Here is a 17955-nt window from a genome sequence, read left to right on the forward strand (position 1 = left end):
CAGGCGGCTCAGTGTTTGGGCGGATACTCGCGGTGCATCTGCTCCAGCAGCGCATCCTTGTCCAGCCACAGCTGATTGATCCAGCCCTGAAACTGCAAACGGTACTCGCCGTCCTGGTCGTAGTTCTTGCCGATGAAGGCCGGCGGGATTTTGATTTCTTCAAAATGCACCACCACATCGCGCACGTTGCCGCAGAGCAAATCCCAGAACCCCGGACGCCCGGCCGGGTAGTGAATCGTCACGTTGACGATCGACTCCAGCTGTTCGCCCATCGCATCGAGCACAAAGGCGATCCCGCCAGCCTTGGGCTTGAGCAAATACTTGAACGGCGACTGCTGTTGCGCATGCTTGCCTTCGGTAAAGCGTGTGCCTTCGACGAAGTTGAAAATCCCCACCGGGTTATGCCGGAATTTTGCGCAGGTCTTGCGCGTGGTCTCCAGGTCCTTGCCTTTCTTCTCCGGATGCTTTTCCAGATACGCCTTGGAGTAACGCTTCATGAACGGAAAGCCCAGCGCCCACCAGGCCAGACCGATGACCGGCACCCAGATCAGCTCCTGCTTGAGGAAAAACTTCAGCGGCTGAATCTTGCGGTTGAGCACGTATTGCAGGACCAGAATATCCACCCAGCTCTGGTGGTTGCTGGTGATCAGGTACGAGTGCTGATAGTCGAGACCCTGCAGGCCGCTGAGGTGCCAGCGAGTGCGCCGTACCAGATTCATCCAGCCCTTGTTGTTGCTGATCCACGCCTCGTGGGTGTGGCTCATCAGCCAACCGGCAATGCGCTGGGTAACGGCAAACGGCAGGGCCTTGACCAGCGCAACGCAGAACAGGAACGAGCAGAGCAGAATCGTGTTGAGCGCCAACAGCAGCGAGGCGATCACGCCGCGCACGGGTGCGGGTAGAAAATCCAGCATTTACACATCCATAGGTCGGTTGGCGGCTTGAATCGCGGTGAGTGCGATGGTGTAGACGATGTCATCGACTTGCGCGCCGCGCGGCAAGTCGTTCACCGGTTTGCGCAGGCCTTGCAGCATCGGCCCGAGGCTGACGCAATCGGCGCTGCGTTGTACGGCTTTGTGCGTGGTGTTGCCGGTGTTGAGATCGGGGAACACGAACACCGTGGCGCGTCCGGCGACCTGACTGTTCGGCGCCAGTTGCCGGGCGACGTCGGCGTTGGCCGCAGCGTCGTATTGCAGCGGGCCGTCGATCAACAGTGAGTTTTGTTGCTCATGGGCGAGCAGGGTCGCCTCGCGGACTTTTTCGACTTCTTCACCGCGGGCCGATTCGCCGCTGGAATAACTGATCATCGCCACCCGTGGGATGATGCCGAATGCCGCTGCTGAATCCGCGCTTTGCAGGGCGATCTCCGCCAGTTCGGCAGCGCTCGGGTGCGGGTTCATCACGCAGTCGCCGTAGACCAGCACTTCTTCCGGAAACAGCATGAAGAACACTGACGACACCAGCGTGCAGCCCGGCGCGGTCTTGATCAGTTGCAGGGCCGGGCGGATGGTGTTGGCGGTGGTGTTGATCACCCCGGACACCAGCCCGTCGACCTCGTCCAGCGCAAGCATCATGGTGCCGATCACCACGGTGTCTTCCAGTTGCTGCTCGGCCATCGGTGCGTTGAGGCTTTTGCTCTTGCGCAGGGCGACCATCGGTTCGACGTAGCGTTCGCGGATGTGGTCCGGGTCGAGAATTTCCAGACCCGGCGGCAGCACGATGCCTTGGGCGCGGGCGACCGCTTCGACGTCTTCGGGTTTGGCCAACAGCACGCAGCGGGCGATCCCGCGTTCCTGGCAGATCGCCGCCGCTTGCACGGTGAACGGCTCGCTGCCTTCAGGCAGGACGATGCGCTTGTTCGCCGCCTGCGCACGCTGGATCAATTGATAACGGAACACCGCCGGCGACAGGCGCATTTCCCGTGGCGTGCCGCAGCGCTGGTGTAGCCAGTTGGCGTCGAGGTGGCTGGCGACGAAATCGGTGATGATCTCCGCGCGCTCGCGGTCATCGATCGGGATTTCCTTGTTCAGGCCATTGAGCAGGTTGGCGGTGTCGTACGAGCCGGTGCTCACCGACAACACCGGCAAACCGGCCTGCAACGCGCCCCGGCACAGGTCCATGATGCGTGGGTCGGGCAGGGTGTCGCTGGTCAGCAGCAGGCCGGCCAGCGGCACACCGTTGATGGCTGCGAGGCTGACAGCGAGGATGATGTCGTCGCGATCACCCGGCGTCACCACCAGCACGCCGGGCTTGAGCAGCTCGACGGTGTTGCGCATGGTTCGTGCGCAAATGATGATTTTGCTCATGCGCCGGGTTTCGTAGTCGCCGGCATTGAGCACCTGCGCGCCCATCAGGTCGGCGACGTCGCGGGTGCGCGGCGCGTTGAGTTCCGGCTGAAACGGGATGCAGCCAAGCAAGCGGAAATCACCGCTGCGCAGCAACGGCGAATGCTCCTTCAGACGCGTAGCGAAGGCTTCCATGCTCTCATCGGTCTTGACCTTGTTGAGGATCACGCCGAGAACTTTCGGATCTTTCGGGCCGCCGAACAATTGCGCTTGAAGCTCGACCCGACCAGAGAGTTCGGCGAGCACTTCGTTTTCCGGAGCCGAGACCAGAATCACCTCGGCATCCAGGCTCTTGGCCAGGTGCAGATTGACCCGCGCGGCGTAACTGGCGCTGCGAGTCGGCACCATGCCTTCGACCACCAGCACATCCTTGCCGACTGCCGCTTGCTGATACAGGGCGATGATTTCTTCGAGCAACTCGTCGAGCTGACCGTCACCGAGCATGCGCTCGACATGCGCCAGGCCCAACGGTTGCGGCGGTTTCAAACCGTGGGTGCGTGCCACCAGTTCGGTGGAACGCTCAGGGCCGGTGTCGCCCGGGTGCGGCTGGGCGATCGGTTTGAAGAAACCGACTTTGAGGCCGGCGCGTTCAAGCGTGCGCACCAGCCCGAGGCTGATGGAGGTCAGACCCACGCCAAAATCGGTGGGTGCGATAAAAAAAGTTTGCATGGGAATTCTCTATGCAAGGGTGTCAGCCTATGTCTGGCCGACTACCGAAATTCAGTCGCCAAGGTTAGCGCTAACCGAGCCCTGTGCACACCAACCGCAGGCAAAGGGTTGACCTGTTTTTTCAATACGTTGCGCCGGATCCAGGACCCAGGCGCGGGTTTGCCATGGCGGCTGGTGGCGCAGGTGCTGGGTGTGGCCACAGGAAAGCTCGACCACCCAGTGGCCGTCTTCGTCCTGATGAAAGCCGGTGATGGTCGAAACCCGTTTGTCCGGGTTGTGGTCGCTTTCACGCGATTGCTTCGCTAAACTTGGCCTTTCTATATTCTTCTGCAAAAGGTCTCGCCCCATGCTGATCGCCGCCAATAAGGCTGTCTCCATCGACTATACCCTGACCAACGACGCTGGTGAGGTCATCGACAGCTCCGCCGGCGGCGCTCCGCTGGTTTACCTGCAAGGCGCAGGCAACATCATCCCGGGCCTGGAAAAAGCCCTGGAAGGTAAAGCCGTCGGTGACGAGCTGAAAGTGGCCGTTGAGCCGGAAGACGCTTACGGCGAATACGCCGCCGAGCTGGTCAGCACCCTGAGCCGCAGCATGTTCGAAGGCGTTGACGAGCTGGAAGTCGGCATGCAGTTCCACGCTTCGGCGCCGGACGGCCAGATGCAGATCGTCACCATCCGTGATCTGGACGGCGACGACGTCACCGTTGATGGCAACCACCCTCTGGCCGGTCAGCGCCTGAACTTCGAAGTGAAGATCGTTGATATCCGTGACGCCAGCCAGGAAGAAATCGCTCATGGTCACGTCCATGGCGAAGGTGGCCATCACCACTGATTTTCTGCGCTAAGCTTCGAGTACTGGAGAGGCGCCTGTGGGCGCCTTTTTAGTCCGCGGCTGTCCTTGGTGGCCTCGCCAAGTGGCTGTTTCGAGTAGAACACGAGAATCCTGGAGTTCGGCATGAGTGCTTTTCACGACCTTAAGTTGACAGCCCTGGATGGTCAGGAGCTACCGCTGGCGCCGTTCAAGGGCCAAGTGGTGCTGGTGGTCAACGTGGCCTCCAAGTGCGGCTTGACCCCCCAGTACGCAGCACTGGAAAACCTCTATCAGCAATACAAAGGCAAAGGTTTTACCGTGCTGGGCCTGCCGTGCAATCAGTTTGCCGGTCAGGAGCCGGGCTCTGAGAAAGAAATCCAGGAGTTCTGCAGCCTCAACTATGGCGTGACGTTTCCGTTGTCGAGCAAGCTCGAAGTCAACGGCCACGAGCGGCATCAGTTGTATCGCCTGCTGGCGGGTGAGGGCGCCGAGTTTCCCGGTGACATCACCTGGAATTTCGAGAAATTCCTGCTCGGCAAGGACGGCCGGGTGCTGGCGCGGTTTTCGCCGCGAACGGCGCCGGATGATCCGACGATCGTGCATGCGATTGAAAAAGCGCTGAGCTGAAAAGCAGGATCAAAAGATCGCAGCCTTCGGCAGCTCCTACAGGGGACCACAAACTCCGTGTAGGAGCTGCCGAAGGCTGCGATCTTTTGCTTTTCATTCTTTTAATCCTTAATCACCAAAATCAATAATGCTGTTCAAAGGCTCCGGCTCTCCATATTATAGCCGTCATAAAGCGATCGCCATGGAGCCTCCCGATGCCCGTTCAAGCCCTGTTCAAACCATTCCACCTCGGTGCCCTCGAACTGCCGACCCGCGTGGTCATGGCGCCAATGACCCGCTCGTTCTCGCCGGGCGGCGTGCCCAATTCCAAGGTCATCGAGTACTACCGCCGGCGCGCGGCCGCTGGCGTCGGTTTGATCATCACCGAAGGCACGACGGTGGGCCACATCGCTTCCAACGGCTATCCGAATGTTCCGCAATTCTTCGGTGACGCGCCGCTGGCCGGCTGGAAAAAAGTCGTCGACGCCGTACACGCCGAAGGCGGCAAGATCGTCCCGCAACTGTGGCATGTCGGCAGCGTACGCCGCCTCGGCACCGAGCCGGACGCCAGCGTGCCGGGCTACGGCCCGTCGGAAAAACTCAAGGACGGTCAGGTCGTGGTTCACGGCATGACCAAACAGGACATCCAGGACGTGATCGCTGCGTTTGCCCAGGCTGCCAAAGATGCGCAGAGCATCGGCATGGACGGCGTGGAAATCCACGGCGCCCACGGCTATCTGGTCGATCAGTTCTTCTGGGAAGGCAGCAACCAGCGCAACGACGAATACGGTGGCAGCCTGGCCAACCGCTCGCGCTTTGCCATCGAATTGATTCAAGCCGTGCGCGCGGCCGTCGGTGAAGGCTTCCCGATCATCTTCCGCTTCTCGCAATGGAAACAGCAGGATTACACCGCGCGTCTGGTGCAGACCCCCGAAGCACTGGGCGAATTTCTCAAGCCGCTGTCCGACGCCGGCGTAGACATTTTCCACTGCTCGACCCGACGTTTCTGGGAACCGGAGTTCGACGGATCCGATCTGAACCTGGCCGGCTGGACGCGCAAGTTGACCGGCAAGCCGACCATCACCGTCGGCAGCGTGGGCCTGGACGGCGAGTTCCTGCAGTTCATGGTCAACACCGACAAGGTCGCGCAACCGGCCAGTCTGGAAAACCTGCTGGAGCGTCTGAACAAAGAGGAATTCGATCTGGTGGCGGTAGGCCGTGCGCTGCTGGTCGATCCGGACTGGGCGCAGAAAGTTCGTGAAGGGCGCGAGCAGGATATCCTGCCGTTCAGCCGAGAGGCGTTGATGACCTTGGTCTAAGCGGCGCCAGTTCGAACCATTCGCGAGCAGGCTCGCTCCCACCCTTGATCGCATTTCCTATGACGGAATGCGGTGCCCATGTGGGAGCGAGCCTGCTCGCGAAAGCTGTTTTTATGTCGACGAAAATCTAAGGTTGTGTCTGCGCCCGAGGAATCGCTTGCTCCCCGATACAAGCCCCGCGCAAATACCCCTCGAACTGCTCGATAATCGCCGCCCACCCCTGGCGACTGCCATGCTGACGCGCATTCAGCCGCACGCAACGCAAGCGCTCATCCTCCTCCAGCAACCACGCCGCCGCTTCGCAAAACGCCTGCTCATCGCCGGGCATGGCTGACACGCCGTTGTAGCCGTGGCGAATATGTTGCGCCGCCGCTGCCTGGTCATACGCCACCACGCCGAGTCCCGAAGCCAGGGCTTCCAGCACAACGTTGCCGAAGGTTTCCGTCAGGCTGGGAAACACGAAAAGATCACCGCAAGCATAGTGCGCCGCCAGTGCTTCTCCACGCTGAGCACCGCAGAAAATCGCGTCCGGCATTTGTTTTTCCAGCAATGAACGCTGCGGGCCATCTCCGACCACGATCAGTTTCAAACGGCGCTGTGGATAGGTTTCCCGCAGGGTGTCAAAGCAACGCTTGAGCAGTCCCAGATTCTTCTCCGGGGCGAGTCGTCCTACGTGAATCACAGCGATATCCTGCTCGGACAGTCCCCATTTCTCACGCAACGCGTTCTGCCGTTTGCTCGGGTGGAACAGCTGGCTGTCCACTCCCCGCGACAACAACGCCAGGCGCTCGAAGTGCCGGCGCTCCAGCTCCAGGCGTTGGCTGACGCTTGGCACCAGGGTCATTGCCGAACGATTGTGAAACCAGCGGAGGTAGTGGGTGAGCAAACGTGTCAGCAGCTCCAGACCATACTGGCTGGTGTACTGCTGAAAGTTGGTGTGAAAGCCGCTGACGACCGCAATCCCCAGGCGCCGGGCGGCGCGCAATGCCGACAACCCGAGTGGGCCTTCGGTGGCGATGTAAAGCACGTCCGGACGTTGGCGTTTCCAGCGGCGCAGCAATTTATGCATCGACGACTGGCCCCATTGCAGCCCCGGATAGCCCGGCAGCGGCCATCCGCGACACAGCAACAGCGCATCGTCTTGGCTGCGCTGCGGATCACCGGCCTGACGTGGGCGCACCAGCTCCACCTGATGCCCGCGCGCGCGCAAGCCCTCGCACAAACGGCCAAGGGTATTGGCCACGCCGTTGATTTCCGGTGGGAAGGTTTCGCTGATGAGGGTGATGTGTAGAGCTGTCGTCATGACCTCAGTGTCGGCTGAGGCCATGTCGACGTTGTGACGTTCGGATGACGGATTTGTGACGCGATCAGTGTTGTATCACCAGATTCTCGGCACCACGCTCGCGCACCCAGAACAACGTCGCTCCCGCCACCGCTGCCGGCATCATCAGAATGTTGACCACCGGAATCAGCAGCACCAGATAGACAATCCCGCCAAAACTCATGCTCTGCCAGCGCTTCTGCCGCAGCCAGGCGAGCATCTCGTTCCAGCCCAGCTTGTGGTTGTCCGCCGGGTAGTCGATGTACTGGATCGCCATCATCCACACACCAAACAACAACCACAGCGGCGCGGCGACGATGTTCACTACCGGGATAAACGAGAGGATGAACAAGCCGATGGCACGCGGCAGGAAGTAGCCGAGCTTGCGCATTTCCCGGGCCAGAGTGCGGGGGATCATTGCGATCAGTTCGCCCCAGCTGAACGCCGGGAAATCATCGGTGCCGCGCACGACCACTTCGACTTTTTCCGCGAGAAAACCGTTGAACGGTGCGGCAATGATGTTGGCGAGCATGGTGAACGTGAAGAACACCATCAAGGCCACGAGGACCACGAACAGCGGCCACAGAATGTAGCTGAGAAAACTCAGCCATTCGGGTAACGACGGCATCAGCGTGTCGACCCACAGGCTGAACTGGTGGCCGGCCAGATAGATCAATCCGACGAACAGCACCAGGTTGATCGCCAGCGGCAGCAACACGAACAGGCGCAAGCCCGGGCTCAAGACCAGTTTGAGGCCTTCGCGCAGGTATTGCGGGCCGGACAGAACGGGGGCGGGCATAAGGTGCTCCGAAGCAAGGGAAAACGCGCCGACGTTACCGGCTTTGTCGCAGCGGTGAAAGCGTGGCAGAGCGATCGACATTCACTGTAACAAAGACGCTCATCTGGTCAGCGACTCGGCATAGAGACCACCTATGAGCTGGATTGTTAAACCGTATTTCCTTAATCTTGCCCCCCTCGATACGCTGCACCCAACTTTTTACAGGACTGTCGAGTTCAAGCCTTCCCCAAGGTGTCCACGGTCCTTTTTTATTCCGCCGGCAGTCCGGCGTCCGCGCCAGAGATCTTTCATGGCCGGCCAACAGGAGCAGATTCATGTCTGAAGTCCGTCATTCGCGAGTGATCATTCTCGGTTCCGGCCCTGCCGGTTACAGCGCTGCGGTCTACGCGGCCCGCGCCAACCTCAAGCCACTGCTGATCACCGGTATGCAGGCTGGCGGTCAACTGACCACCACCACCGAAGTCGACAACTGGCCGGGCGATGTTCACGGCCTTACCGGTCCGGTGCTGATGGAGCGCATGCGCGAGCACGCCGAGCGTTTTGAAACCGAGATCGTGTTCGATCACATCAACGCCGTGGACTTTGCAGCCAAGCCGTACACCCTGACCGGCGACAGCGCCGTCTACACCTGCGACGCGCTGATCATTGCCACTGGCGCCAGCGCCCGCTACCTGGGCCTGCCGTCGGAAGAAGCGTTCATGGGCAAAGGCGTGTCGGCCTGCGCGACCTGCGACGGTTTCTTTTATCGCAACAAACCGGTCGCCGTGGTTGGCGGTGGCAACACTGCCGTGGAAGAAGCGCTGTATCTGGCCAACATCGCCAGCACCGTGACCCTGATCCACCGTCGCGAAACCTTCCGCGCCGAGAAGATCCTGATCGACAAGCTCAACGCCCGTGTGGCCGAAGGCAAGATCATCCTCAAGCTGAACGCCAACCTGGACGAAGTCCTCGGCGACAACATGGGCGTCACCGGTGCGCGTCTGCGTAACAACGATGGCAGCTTCGACGAGATCAAAGTCGACGGCGTGTTCATCGCCATCGGCCACACCCCGAACACCTCGCTGTTTGAAGGCCAGTTGACCCTCAAAGACGGTTACCTGGTGGTGCACGGTGGCCGTGAAGGCAACGCAACGGCCACCAGTGTCGAAGGCATCTTCGCTGCTGGTGACGTGGCTGACCACGTTTACCGTCAGGCGATCACCTCGGCCGGTGCCGGTTGCATGGCGGCGCTGGACACCGAGCGTTACCTGGACGGCCTGCAGAACGCCACGTTCTAAGACCGCAGGGCACAAAAAACCGGCCAGAGATTGGCCGGTTTTTTTATGCTCGCTATTCACCGCCACCACCTATCCAGTGTGGGAGCGAGCCTGCTCGCGACAGCGGTCTATCAGTCGACATCAACGATAATGTCAGTCCGTCTTCGCGAGCAGGCTCGCTCCCACAGGGGTTATGGGTGGCTTTGGGATCAGCGGCGGGTCAGTGGCTGCGCGGTGAACTTTACCCCGGCCAGGCCGTGCTTGATCAACGCGCGGATGTTGCCGTGATCGCTGCCCTCAGGCGTCGCCAGCACCGAGCGGTAATGCTCGCCGAACGCCAGCAACGCTTCTTCATCGCTCAAGCCTTCCAGCAGGGCCAGACCCAGCGTCTTGCAAGAACCTTCGTTTTGCCCGGCAGCGTTTTCCACGCCGCCATTGTTGAATGCCTGAGGCTGGTAGTCGTAACCGGCGGCAATGAATGCCAGGGTGTCGGCAAAAGCGTGTTCGCCGCCCTTGAGGCTGGCGCGCAGGGTGGTCAGATCAGTCATTGGGTTTTCCTTTGGCGAATGCCGCTTGCTGCTCGGCGCTTGCTTCTTGCTGGTATTGGGCCTTCCACTCGGCGTAGGGCATGCCATACACCACTTCGCGGGCGTCATCGAGGCTGACGTCGATCTGACGTTGGTCGGCTTCAGCCTTGTACCACTTGGACAGGCAGTTGCGGCAGAACCCGGCGAGGTTCATCAGGTCGATGTTCTGCACGTCCTTGCGGCTGTCGAGGTGAGCGACCAGTCGGCGGAAGGCGGCGGCTTCGAGTTCCAGGCGTTGTTGATCAGTCATGGGAGTCTCTGCGAGACAGCTTCAAGCGGCAAGCTTCAAGCTGCAAGATGGGTGTCGGTGAACGAAGTTTACAGCTTGCGGCTTGAAGCTTGTAGCTAGCGGCTTGCCGCGAGCGTGATCGATACCGACTCGGCAAAGCGCAGCGCGTGGGGTTTGTCGACTTCGACTTCGGCGTACAGCACCGATGCATTGGTCATCACCAGATCGAGCAATTCTTGCGTCAGGCGTTCGAGCAGCGCGAAGCGGTTGCCTTCGACGTGAGCGATGATCGCTTTGGTGATGGTGCGGTAATTCAGCGCGTGGTCGATATCGTTGTCGCGCACCGCTTCTTGAGCTGCGTACAGGATGGTCAGATTGATCAGCACATCCTGTTTGTTGAGGATTTCGTCCTCGTTGATGCCGATAAAGGTGCGCAGGCGCAGATCCTTGACCCGGATGCGCGCCATTCCCGGTTGAAGTTGTGGCATTGATTAGCTCCGTCCAGACTATTGCAGGCGTTCTGGTGGATCTTACTCGACTCGCGGCCGAAGCGGGACGGCCTATTTGACGTGCCGGCCGCCGTTGACGGTGAGCGTCGTGCCGGTGACATAGGGATTGTCGAGCAGATAGCGCAGGCTCTGGTAGATCACTTCGCTGCCGGGCTCGATCCCCAATGCAGATTTGGCCAGTGCCTTGGCGCGGTAGGCGGCGGCGTCGTCGGGGTTGAACAGCACCAGTGCCGGAGCGATGCCGTTGACCTTGATGGCGGGCGCAAAGCGCGCGGCAAACGACAGGGTCAAGCTGTCGAGGCCGGCCTTGCTGGCGCAATAACCGATGTGTTTGCTGCTGCCCTTGCGGGTCACGTCGTCGCTGATGTGGATGATGTCGGCTGGCGTCGAGCGCTGCAGCAACTCGGCGCAGTGCAGGTTGATCAGATAGGGCGCGAGCATGTGAATGTTGAGCATGCGACTGAAAGCTTCAGCTTCGCTGCCCTGGGTTTCCGCCAGCCATTCGGAGGCGTTGTGCACGATCGCGCGCAAACTGTCGGTGTGGGCCTTCAGCACTTCGATAAAGGCAAGAATCCCGGGCTCACCGGAAAAGTCCGCGTACAGGCCTGTCGCGCCCAGATCGCGCAATCGCTGCACGCCCGGGCGTTCGGTCCGGTACGTGAAGATGACCCGATGGCCATCCTCGAGCAGACGCTGCGCACAGTGCAGGCCGACACGCTGGCCGGCGCCGGTGATGAGGATCGGGGCTGCGGAATCTGGCATGGGCGGCTCGTATCGCGGTTGAAGCGAAAACTATAACAGGCTCGCCGCCCCTTGGAGATCAACGATTCTGCGTCGACGCCGTGGCCGGTAATGGCCTCGTCGGCGTGCTGTTCAACCAGTTTGCCAGCAGGCGCGTCGACAACGGGATGAAGAAATACACCATCAGCGGTGTCAGGCAAGCCGTGCCGATCAAGATGCGTGGCAACAGACTCAGCTCAGCCAGCAGCGGGCCGAGGACAAAATTGAATATCAGCGACACCGGGAAAAACGCCAGCCAGATCGCCACGGCCTGTTTCCAGCGCGGTGGGCGTTGCCCGGCAGCGCCGAACCAGCCTTCGATGCCGCTGACCCGATGCTCCTTGGGGTGTTCGAACAAGTCGCTGCCGCGGTTCAGCCAGGCTGTGCGCGACGCAGAATATTCCCACGCATGCAGCGTCTGCTCATCGACAAAACGGAAAATGATCTGGAATTCGTTATCGCCGGGCGGTGGCGCAAGGACGCCGGAACCGAGGTAGCCGGGGAAGTCGGTAGCCAATTGTTCGCCTTCGCGCAGCCAGGCGATCAGATCGTGATAACGGCCATCGGCGACGCGACGCGCTACCATCAGCGTGACAGGGGAAGTAGACATTTTGTATCTCCGTATTTCGAGCGCGTTGCTCCGGGTAAGAGCTTCGCCTGACGCAGGCCGGGGTAGAGGCCTGCGCTTTACTACAAGCAAGGATTATTCCTGATTTTGTCGATTAAACCAGCCACTTTCGTCGCAGATCATTACTTGAACGCTTGCGCCCCATCGTGTTTAGAATGGGATCCAATTCACCGACATGGAAGTTGACCGCCACATGCCTGTAATCACGGACATTCGCCCGGCTTCGACAGTGCCCGTCACGCTCGAGCGTGAGGAGCTGTTTCCCATCCGCGAAGTGGCGCGCGTGACCGGCGTCAACCCAGTGACCCTGCGTGCCTGGGAGCGTCGCTATGGATTGATCCAGCCGACCCGCACCGAAAGCGGGCATCGCCTGTATTCAATGAACGATATCGAGCGCGTTCGCAGCATTGTCGACTGGATCGACCGCGGCGTGGCCGTGAGCAAAGTCGGCAAGATCCTGGCGAAGACAGAGCCGTTGAAGGTGCTGGCGAACTTCATCCCCGAAGACCATGTGCAGGCCGATTACAAGCAATGGCAGGAGCAGATTCAGCAGGCGGTGAGTGCGTTCGACGACCAGCAACTGGATCGCGTCTATGGGCAGATCTTCTCGTCGTACACGCTGCCGGTGGTTTTTGAGGCCATCATCATGCCGTTGTGGCGGCAACTGCTGCAGCGGCAGGAGGCTTTCGGGCAAACCAGCGAATGGTTGTTTCTCGACGGTTTTCTCCGGGCGCGTGTGTTGCAGCGCATCGTCATGCTGCGTGGCGCGCAGCCGCGGCGAATAATCGTCAGTGCGCTCGCCGGGCAGTGTCGTGAGCTTGAGTTACTGGTGGCGGCGCTGTTTCTCAGCGGCAACGATTCCGGCGTACGGGTGCTGACCACCGGCCAACCCTTCGACGAGCTGACGCTGGTCTGCGAAAAGGTCAAACCTGAGGCACTTGTGCTGTTTTCCAATCATGCCCCCGGGCCAGAGCTGCCCCGGCGCCTGAATCGTCTGGCGCTGAGCCTGGATTGTCAGTTGATGCTGGCAGGCGATGCCTCCGAACTGGCCGAAGACAGCCTGGCCGGCTCGGCAGTGGCGTGCCTGGGGAACGAGGGCGGGACAATGCGGCAACGCATGAAGCAATTCATGGCAGGCAAACTGGATACCTGAACCTCAGGCGTGCAGGGCGGGGTGGGTCAGCCGATGCTGTTGCAGAATGAACTGGCGCAGGCGCTCGGTTTCGTCGGCATCGGTCTGGCTCAGTTCGTAGGCGTAGAAACCTTGCTCGTTTTCACGCTCGAAATGGCCGCGTAACGAGATACGCTCATAACCGGAAGGGCTGAACCACAGGGCGAAGTTCTTCGGTGGTTTGGTCTTGTTGCGCACTTCCAGCAATACGCCTTTGTGCGACACTTCGTGCACCCACAGCATGCCAGGCTGGCCCTTGGCATTTTCCAGCGCCACCGGCTCTTCAAGTACCAGGCGCCACGGGCGCACCATCGGCCCGTCTTCGTAAATGCTCGGCACACCGAGACGCAGATGCAGCGCGTGAAACTCGTCTTCCACCAGATGCAGCGGAAAAGTCATCTGCTGATTTTCGAAGTTCGCCTGGATCGTCACTTGCTCATGAGCGGCAAGACGGGTCAGCAGATCACGGATCTGCGAACCGCCATTAACCAGCAGACTCGACGTCGCATCCCGCACATTCAGTTGCGGGTTGTGCTGCATGGTCTGGATGAAATCCAGCTCGTCCTGGGTGAGGAGGGCGTCGCGCTGCATGGTTAACTCGAAGTGAATAGTTACAAAGTCATTGGTGATTGTAGTTAATGACCGTCAGTTCGCGGTTTTGTTTGCGCCGTTCGTCGCTTTGACTGTCGCGAGTTCGTTTTGCAATGCCGCCACTTGTGCTTCCAGCTGCGCAACCCGTTGCTGCGCCTTGACCTGAACAGTCACATCCTTTTGCACGCCGATGAAATACGTCTGCCCGTCATCGGCATTCTTCACCGTCGACAGCGACAGCTCGTTCCAGAATGGCGTGCCGTCCTTGCGATAGTTACGCAGGATTTCCCGGCACGAACCGCCCTCTCGCAATGTCTCGCGAATCAGCTGCAGACTCGGTTGGTCACGGTCTCCAGCCTGCAGGAAACGACAGTCCTGATAAAGAATCTCCTCACTGCTATAACCGGTCATGCGCTCGAAGGCAGGGTTGACGTAGATGAGAATGTTGTCCTGATCCCCCTCCTTTTCCGCCACCACGATCCCATCGTTCGAGGCATTGATCACCAATTGCAGCAGACTGGCGTTGATCATCCGAGAATCCCTTCCGTTGTGTCAGTGGCAGGCATTCTAGAAGAATGGCGCGGACTGTCTATAGGCCGTCAGCGTGGAGTGGGAGCTGATCGCAACTGCCGCGCGAGGGCTGTTACTATCGCGGCTCTTTTTTTCAGTTTCAGGATCAGATTGATGAAAGTCGCCATCCTCTCCGGTTCGGTCTACGGCACCGCCGAAGAAGTCGCCCGCCACGCCCAGAATCTGCTGAAAGCCGCCGGCTTTGAAACCTTTTACAACTCGCGCGCCTCGCTGGCTGATATTCAGGCGTTCGGCCCTGAGGCCCTTCTCGCTGTGACTTCGACCACGGGCATGGGCGAGCTGCCGGACAACCTGCAACCGTTGTATTCGTCCCTGCGCGATCAGTTGCCTGCTACGTTACGCGGGCTGCCAGGCGCAGTGATCGCCCTGGGTGATGCCAGCTACGGCGACACCTTTTGCGGCGGTGGCGAGCAAATGCGTGAATTGTTTGCCGAACTGGGTGTGAACGAGGTGCAGGAAATGCTGCGCATCGACGCCAGCGAAAGCGTCACGCCGGAAACCGATGCCGAGCCCTGGCTGGCGCAGTTGATGGACGCGCTCAAGGGCTGATTGCCAGACATTCTCGCTGCACCTTGCAAGCGTGGTTGCACTGGAACGGCTACAGGCCGTTTGCCCGGCTGACTCGTTCAGTCATCAAGCTGGCTGCCAATGCAACTACGCGATGCCCCGCGCCTGACTAGACTGCTGACACGAGCAGAACAAGAAGAACGCAGAGGTGCATACAGTGAGCGTAGCCCCCGTCCAATCGTCGCCGAGTGTCAAAGACCAGGTCAGCGCTGCCGAGTGGCAGACCCGTGTCGACCTTGCCGCCTGTTATCGTCTGGTCGCGCTGCACGGCTGGGACGATCTGATCTTTACGCATATCTCCGCCAAGGTGCCCGGCACCGAAGACTTCCTGATCAATCCGTTTGGCCTGATGTTTCACGAGATCACCGCCTCGAGCCTGGTGAAAGTCGATCAGGCCGGCAACAAACTGATGGACAGTCCGTACGAGATCAACCCCGCCGGCTACACCATCCACAGCGCCGTCCACGAAGTGCGCCATGATGTGGTTTGTGTGCTGCATACCCACACTGCGTCGGGTGTTGCGGTGTCGGCGCAAAAGCAGGGGATGTTGCCGATCAGTCAGCAGTCGCTGTTCGTGTTGTCGAGCCTGGCTTATCACGCCTACGAGGGCGTGGCGCTCAATCACGAAGAGAAAGCACGCTTGCAGGCCGATCTGGCTGACAACAATTTCCTGATGCTGCACAACCACGGTCTGCTGACCTGCGGCAGCACCATCGCTGATACCTTTCTGATGATGTTCACGTTCCAGCGTGCCTGTGACATTCAGGTCATGGCGCAAACGGGCGGCGCGGAACTGATCGCCATCGAACCGCAGATTCTCGCTGGCGCCAAGGCGATGATTGCCGGCGTCACCAAGAGCGCGCAAGGCATGGGCGGCGCGCTGGCCTGGCCGGCGCTACTGCGCAAACTCGATCTACAAGACCCGGGGTATAAATTCTAATGCCGCTCGCCGAGATTCCTCTGTGTGTCTGGCGCAAGCGCAGCCGGACCTTCGTTTTTCGTGGTCAGTCGATCCGCTACTGGATGGTCGGGCAGGGTGAGCCGCTGCTGTTGATCCACGGTTTCCCCACTGCCAGTTGGGATTGGCATTACCTCTGGCAGCCACTGGCGCAGCGTTATCAGGTGATCGCCTGCGACATGCTCGGCTTCGGCGACTCGGCGAAACCGCGCAATCACACCTACAGCCTGCTGGAACAGGCCGATCTGCAACAGGCGTTGCTCGCCCATCTGCTGGTCGAACAGCCGGTGCATATTCTCGCTCACGACTATGGCGACAGCGTTGCTCAGGAATTGCTCGCGCGGCATTACGAGAAACGCATCGAAGTAGCCAGTTGCGTGTTCCTCAATGGCGGTCTGTTTCCGGAAACCCACCGGCCGTTACTGATGCAGAAACTGCTGCTCAGCCCGATTGGCTGGCTGCTCGGTCGCACATTCAGTCGTGAGGCGCTGGTCAAAGGTTTCCGGCAGATCTTCGGCCCGCAGACGCAGCCGAGCGAAAGCGAACTGGATGATTACTGGAGTCTGGTCGACAGCAACCATGGCCCGCGCATCCTGCACAAATTGATTACTTACATCCCCGAGCGCCGGGTTCAACGTGAGCGCTGGGTGACGGCCATGCAGCGTGGTGACATCCCCTTGCGGGTGATCGACGGCGCGGTCGATCCAATTTCCGGTGTGCACATGGTTGAGCGTTATCGCGAGTTGATTGCTGATGCGGACACCGTGCTGTTGCCGGGCATTGGTCACTATCCGCAAACCGAGGCGCCGGTGCAGGTACTCAAGTACTATCTGGCGTTTCGTGATCGTCTGGTATTGCCTCCGCGCAAAGTGGCGTACTCCTGACAGATCAAAAGATCGCAGCCTTCGGCAGCTCCTGCATTGGATTTGTGTAGGAGCTGCCGCAGGCTGCGATCTTTTGATCTTTTGACGCCTTCATCATCGCGCAACCTTATCGCGCACCATTCAGCCTCAGCCGTGTTCGTTGTGACTCAAAGCCCTGTGCCTGACACTCAGGATCAATACTGGCCTGCTGGAGTTGCTGCGATGAATGAGCCTGTGCGCTTCGAAGATAAAGTCGTAATAGTCACTGGCGCCGGTGGCGGCCTCGGTCGTGCCCATGCGCTGCTGTTCGCCAGACAGGGCGCCAGGGTGCTGGTCAACGACCTCGGCGGCTCGACACAGGGCGAGGGCGCCAACGCCTCGGCTGCCGACCGCGTGGTGGCGGAAATCCGCGAGGCTGGCGGTATTGCCGAAGCCAACCATGACTCGGTCACCGACGGCGACAAACTGGTGCAGAACGCCCTCGATGCCTTCGGGCGCGTTGATGTGGTGGTCAACAACGCCGGGATCCTGCGCGACAAATCGTTTCACAAGATGGACGACGCCGACTGGGATCTGGTTTATCGCGTGCACGTCGAAGGCGCCTATAAAGTGACCCGCGCCGCATGGCCGCATCTGCGCGAGCAAAACTACGGCCGGGTGATTTTCACTGCGTCAACTTCGGGCATCTACGGCAACTTCGGTCAGTCCAACTACGGCATGGCCAAACTCGGGCTTTACGGTCTGACCCGAACATTGGCGATCGAAGGGCGCAAGAACAACATTCTGGTCAACGCCATCGCCCCCACCGGCGGCACACGGATGACTGAGGGCCTGATTCCGCCGCAGGTATTCGAGCAACTGAAGCCGGAACTGGTCAGCCCGCTGGTGGTGTATCTGGCCAGCGAGCAATGCCAGGAAACGTCCGGGCTGTTCGAGGTCGGGGGCGGCTGGATGGGCAAGGTGCGTTGGGAACGCAGCCTCGGCGCCGGTTTCGATCCGCGCGAGGGCTTCTCGCCAGAAGATGTCGCGGCGCACTGGCAGCAGATTTGTGACTTCGAAGGGGCGGCGCACCCAAAAGACAATATCGAGGCGCTGAAGGAAATGATGGCGAATTTGCAGAAGTATTCGGTTTAACCCCTACCCTCGATCGACAGGGCTCCAGCGAGCCCTGATTTCCGCTCCCATGCGCATCGCACAAGAAATCGCCCATAAAAAAGGCCGCTGCAAACACAGCGGCCAAGGTAAGACGTTGGATCAAGGAGCTACAAATCAACGTCAGTGAACAGCGGGGCGATAGACCGAAAAATCGATTTATCCGAAATCGGTAGCCAATCGCTTGCGCTATCTGCGCAGCG

At 60.0% G+C, this 17955-nt stretch carries 21 protein-coding genes; 9 read left to right on the forward strand and 12 right to left on the reverse strand.

The features are described 5' to 3' along the window. Window positions 1-8: 8 nt before the first annotated feature. The 3 genes from LIS66_RS04365 to LIS66_RS04375 are packed head-to-tail and all read right to left on the reverse strand — an operon-like array spanning window position 9 to window position 3392. Window positions 9-914, reverse strand: coding sequence for an acyltransferase (locus LIS66_RS04365; protein WP_064364458.1), 906 nt, complete (start codon window positions 912-914; stop codon window positions 9-11). Further along, window positions 915-3014 carry a phosphate acetyltransferase gene (gene pta, locus LIS66_RS04370; RefSeq protein WP_227973700.1) on the reverse strand — a complete coding sequence of 700 codons (2100 nt, stop codon included), beginning with the start codon at window positions 3012-3014 and terminating at the stop codon, window positions 915-917. A 51-nt stretch (window positions 3015-3065) separates the two neighbouring features. After that, on the reverse strand, window positions 3066-3392 hold the full coding sequence (locus LIS66_RS04375) for a DUF3565 domain-containing protein (protein ID WP_065615798.1): 327 nt from the start codon (window positions 3390-3392) through the stop codon (window positions 3066-3068). Here LIS66_RS04375 and LIS66_RS04380 point away from each other — a divergent pair. From LIS66_RS04380 to LIS66_RS04390, 3 genes are all read left to right on the forward strand, one after another. After that, the gene (locus LIS66_RS04380; RefSeq protein WP_016771661.1) at window positions 3361-3846 is read left to right on the forward strand and encodes an FKBP-type peptidyl-prolyl cis-trans isomerase; all 486 of its coding nucleotides are present in this window, start codon (window positions 3361-3363) and stop codon (window positions 3844-3846) included. The two genes, LIS66_RS04375 and LIS66_RS04380, sit on opposite strands and share 32 nt — an antisense overlap. A 123-nt stretch (window positions 3847-3969) precedes the next feature. Then, complete coding sequence (locus tag LIS66_RS04385) at window positions 3970-4452, forward strand: glutathione peroxidase (RefSeq protein WP_064364456.1); 483 nt, start codon at window positions 3970-3972, stop codon at window positions 4450-4452. Window positions 4453-4646: 194 nt separating this feature from the next. Further along, window positions 4647-5750 carry an NADH:flavin oxidoreductase gene (locus LIS66_RS04390; RefSeq protein ID WP_064364455.1) on the forward strand — a complete coding sequence of 368 codons (1104 nt, stop codon included), beginning with the start codon at window positions 4647-4649 and terminating at the stop codon, window positions 5748-5750. 127 nt (window positions 5751-5877) lie between these two features. Here the strand turns inward: LIS66_RS04390 and LIS66_RS04395 are convergent, their stop codons facing one another. Together LIS66_RS04395 and cysZ are read right to left on the reverse strand one after the other, a co-directional pair. Beyond that, a complete protein-coding gene (locus tag LIS66_RS04395; RefSeq protein ID WP_227973701.1) occupies window positions 5878-7077 on the reverse strand; it encodes a glycosyltransferase family 4 protein in 1200 nt (399 codons plus the stop codon). Between the two features lie 40 nt (window positions 7078-7117). Continuing rightward, a complete protein-coding gene (gene cysZ, locus LIS66_RS04400) occupies window positions 7118-7870 on the reverse strand; it encodes a sulfate transporter CysZ (RefSeq protein ID WP_042607646.1) in 753 nt (250 codons plus the stop codon). Window positions 7871-8184: 314 nt separating this feature from the next. Between cysZ and trxB the strand changes: the two genes are divergently transcribed. Further along, entirely contained in the window at window positions 8185-9147 is a 963-nt protein-coding gene (gene trxB / locus LIS66_RS04405) for a thioredoxin-disulfide reductase (RefSeq protein WP_042607647.1), read from the forward strand. Window positions 9148-9335: 188 nt separating this feature from the next. On the opposite strand, the gene LIS66_RS04410 is transcribed toward trxB, so the two are convergent. From LIS66_RS04410 to LIS66_RS04430, 5 genes are all read right to left on the reverse strand, one after another. Next, window positions 9336-9674, reverse strand: a complete 339-nt coding sequence (locus LIS66_RS04410; RefSeq protein WP_227973702.1) for a HopJ type III effector protein — start codon at window positions 9672-9674, stop codon at window positions 9336-9338. After that, window positions 9667-9963, reverse strand: coding sequence for a DUF1244 domain-containing protein (locus LIS66_RS04415; protein ID WP_042607649.1), 297 nt, complete (start codon window positions 9961-9963; stop codon window positions 9667-9669). Before LIS66_RS04415 ends, LIS66_RS04410 begins: the two co-directional genes overlap by 8 nt. A 95-nt stretch (window positions 9964-10058) precedes the next feature. Next, complete coding sequence (gene folX / locus LIS66_RS04420) at window positions 10059-10430, reverse strand: dihydroneopterin triphosphate 2'-epimerase (protein WP_016771653.1); 372 nt, start codon at window positions 10428-10430, stop codon at window positions 10059-10061. Between the two features lie 72 nt (window positions 10431-10502). Continuing rightward, window positions 10503-11213, reverse strand: coding sequence for a dihydromonapterin reductase (gene folM / locus LIS66_RS04425; protein ID WP_227973703.1), 711 nt, complete (start codon window positions 11211-11213; stop codon window positions 10503-10505). A gap of 58 nt (window positions 11214-11271) precedes the next feature. Next, on the reverse strand, window positions 11272-11841 hold the full coding sequence (locus tag LIS66_RS04430; RefSeq protein ID WP_042607651.1) for an antibiotic biosynthesis monooxygenase: 570 nt from the start codon (window positions 11839-11841) through the stop codon (window positions 11272-11274). A 211-nt stretch (window positions 11842-12052) separates the two neighbouring features. Here LIS66_RS04430 and LIS66_RS04435 point away from each other — a divergent pair, with 211 nt between their 5' ends. Next, complete coding sequence (locus LIS66_RS04435) at window positions 12053-13012, forward strand: MerR family transcriptional regulator (RefSeq protein ID WP_227973704.1); 960 nt, start codon at window positions 12053-12055, stop codon at window positions 13010-13012. A 3-nt stretch (window positions 13013-13015) separates the two neighbouring features. Here LIS66_RS04435 and LIS66_RS04440 read toward each other — a convergent pair whose 3' ends face one another. Both LIS66_RS04440 and LIS66_RS04445 read right to left on the reverse strand, forming a co-directional pair. After that, complete coding sequence (locus LIS66_RS04440; protein WP_064364449.1) at window positions 13016-13621, reverse strand: hypothetical protein; 606 nt, start codon at window positions 13619-13621, stop codon at window positions 13016-13018. 54 nt (window positions 13622-13675) lie between these two features. Next, on the reverse strand, window positions 13676-14152 hold the full coding sequence (locus LIS66_RS04445) for a PAS domain-containing protein (RefSeq protein WP_227973705.1): 477 nt from the start codon (window positions 14150-14152) through the stop codon (window positions 13676-13678). A 153-nt stretch (window positions 14153-14305) separates the two neighbouring features. Between LIS66_RS04445 and LIS66_RS04450 the strand changes: the two genes are divergently transcribed. The 4 genes from LIS66_RS04450 to LIS66_RS04465 all read left to right on the forward strand — a co-directional run bounded on the left by LIS66_RS04450 (window position 14306) and on the right by LIS66_RS04465 (window position 17734). Further along, window positions 14306-14761 (forward strand): flavodoxin, encoded by a 456-nt coding sequence (locus tag LIS66_RS04450; protein WP_042607655.1) that lies wholly within the window; start codon window positions 14306-14308, stop codon window positions 14759-14761. A gap of 175 nt (window positions 14762-14936) precedes the next feature. Further along, entirely contained in the window at window positions 14937-15719 is a 783-nt protein-coding gene (locus tag LIS66_RS04455) for a class II aldolase/adducin family protein (RefSeq protein WP_123418202.1), read from the forward strand. Then, complete coding sequence (locus LIS66_RS04460; RefSeq protein ID WP_227973706.1) at window positions 15719-16621, forward strand: alpha/beta fold hydrolase; 903 nt, start codon at window positions 15719-15721, stop codon at window positions 16619-16621. Before LIS66_RS04455 ends, LIS66_RS04460 begins: the two co-directional genes overlap by 1 nt. A 201-nt stretch (window positions 16622-16822) precedes the next feature. Then, a complete protein-coding gene (locus LIS66_RS04465) occupies window positions 16823-17734 on the forward strand; it encodes an SDR family oxidoreductase (RefSeq protein WP_227973707.1) in 912 nt (303 codons plus the stop codon). Window positions 17735-17955 lie beyond the last annotated feature (221 nt).

The sequence above is a fragment of the Pseudomonas sp. HN2 genome, from assembly GCF_020736465.1.
Lineage (GTDB): Bacteria > Pseudomonadota > Gammaproteobacteria > Pseudomonadales > Pseudomonadaceae > Aquipseudomonas > Aquipseudomonas moraviensis_A.

What these genes read in the sequence shown, in the direction of transcription:
- LIS66_RS04395 (WP_227973701.1), bottom strand. Translation starts at nt 7,077, where the DNA reads ATGGCCTCAGCCGACACTGAGGTCATGACGACAGCTCTACACATCACC.
- LIS66_RS04415 (WP_042607649.1), bottom strand. Translation starts at nt 9,963, where the DNA reads ATGACTGATCAACAACGCCTGGAACTCGAAGCCGCCGCCTTCCGCCGA.
- LIS66_RS04380 (WP_016771661.1), top strand. Translation starts at nt 3,361, where the DNA reads ATGCTGATCGCCGCCAATAAGGCTGTCTCCATCGACTATACCCTGACC.
- LIS66_RS04390 (WP_064364455.1), top strand. Translation starts at nt 4,647, where the DNA reads ATGCCCGTTCAAGCCCTGTTCAAACCATTCCACCTCGGTGCCCTCGAA.
- LIS66_RS04385 (WP_064364456.1), top strand. Translation starts at nt 3,970, where the DNA reads ATGAGTGCTTTTCACGACCTTAAGTTGACAGCCCTGGATGGTCAGGAG.
- LIS66_RS04440 (WP_064364449.1), bottom strand. Translation starts at nt 13,621, where the DNA reads ATGCAGCGCGACGCCCTCCTCACCCAGGACGAGCTGGATTTCATCCAG.
- LIS66_RS04375 (WP_065615798.1), bottom strand. Translation starts at nt 3,392, where the DNA reads ATGGAGACAGCCTTATTGGCGGCGATCAGCATGGGGCGAGACCTTTTG.
- folM (WP_227973703.1), bottom strand. Translation starts at nt 11,213, where the DNA reads ATGCCAGATTCCGCAGCCCCGATCCTCATCACCGGCGCCGGCCAGCGT.
- LIS66_RS04430 (WP_042607651.1), bottom strand. Translation starts at nt 11,841, where the DNA reads ATGTCTACTTCCCCTGTCACGCTGATGGTAGCGCGTCGCGTCGCCGAT.
- LIS66_RS04410 (WP_227973702.1), bottom strand. Translation starts at nt 9,674, where the DNA reads ATGACTGATCTGACCACCCTGCGCGCCAGCCTCAAGGGCGGCGAACAC.
- trxB (WP_042607647.1), top strand. Translation starts at nt 8,185, where the DNA reads ATGTCTGAAGTCCGTCATTCGCGAGTGATCATTCTCGGTTCCGGCCCT.
- folX (WP_016771653.1), bottom strand. Translation starts at nt 10,430, where the DNA reads ATGCCACAACTTCAACCGGGAATGGCGCGCATCCGGGTCAAGGATCTG.
- LIS66_RS04460 (WP_227973706.1), top strand. Translation starts at nt 15,719, where the DNA reads ATGCCGCTCGCCGAGATTCCTCTGTGTGTCTGGCGCAAGCGCAGCCGG.
- LIS66_RS04465 (WP_227973707.1), top strand. Translation starts at nt 16,823, where the DNA reads ATGAATGAGCCTGTGCGCTTCGAAGATAAAGTCGTAATAGTCACTGGC.
- cysZ (WP_042607646.1), bottom strand. Translation starts at nt 7,870, where the DNA reads ATGCCCGCCCCCGTTCTGTCCGGCCCGCAATACCTGCGCGAAGGCCTC.
- LIS66_RS04450 (WP_042607655.1), top strand. Translation starts at nt 14,306, where the DNA reads ATGAAAGTCGCCATCCTCTCCGGTTCGGTCTACGGCACCGCCGAAGAA.
- LIS66_RS04365 (WP_064364458.1), bottom strand. Translation starts at nt 914, where the DNA reads ATGCTGGATTTTCTACCCGCACCCGTGCGCGGCGTGATCGCCTCGCTG.
- LIS66_RS04435 (WP_227973704.1), top strand. Translation starts at nt 12,053, where the DNA reads ATGCCTGTAATCACGGACATTCGCCCGGCTTCGACAGTGCCCGTCACG.
- LIS66_RS04445 (WP_227973705.1), bottom strand. Translation starts at nt 14,152, where the DNA reads ATGATCAACGCCAGTCTGCTGCAATTGGTGATCAATGCCTCGAACGAT.
- pta (WP_227973700.1), bottom strand. Translation starts at nt 3,014, where the DNA reads ATGCAAACTTTTTTTATCGCACCCACCGATTTTGGCGTGGGTCTGACC.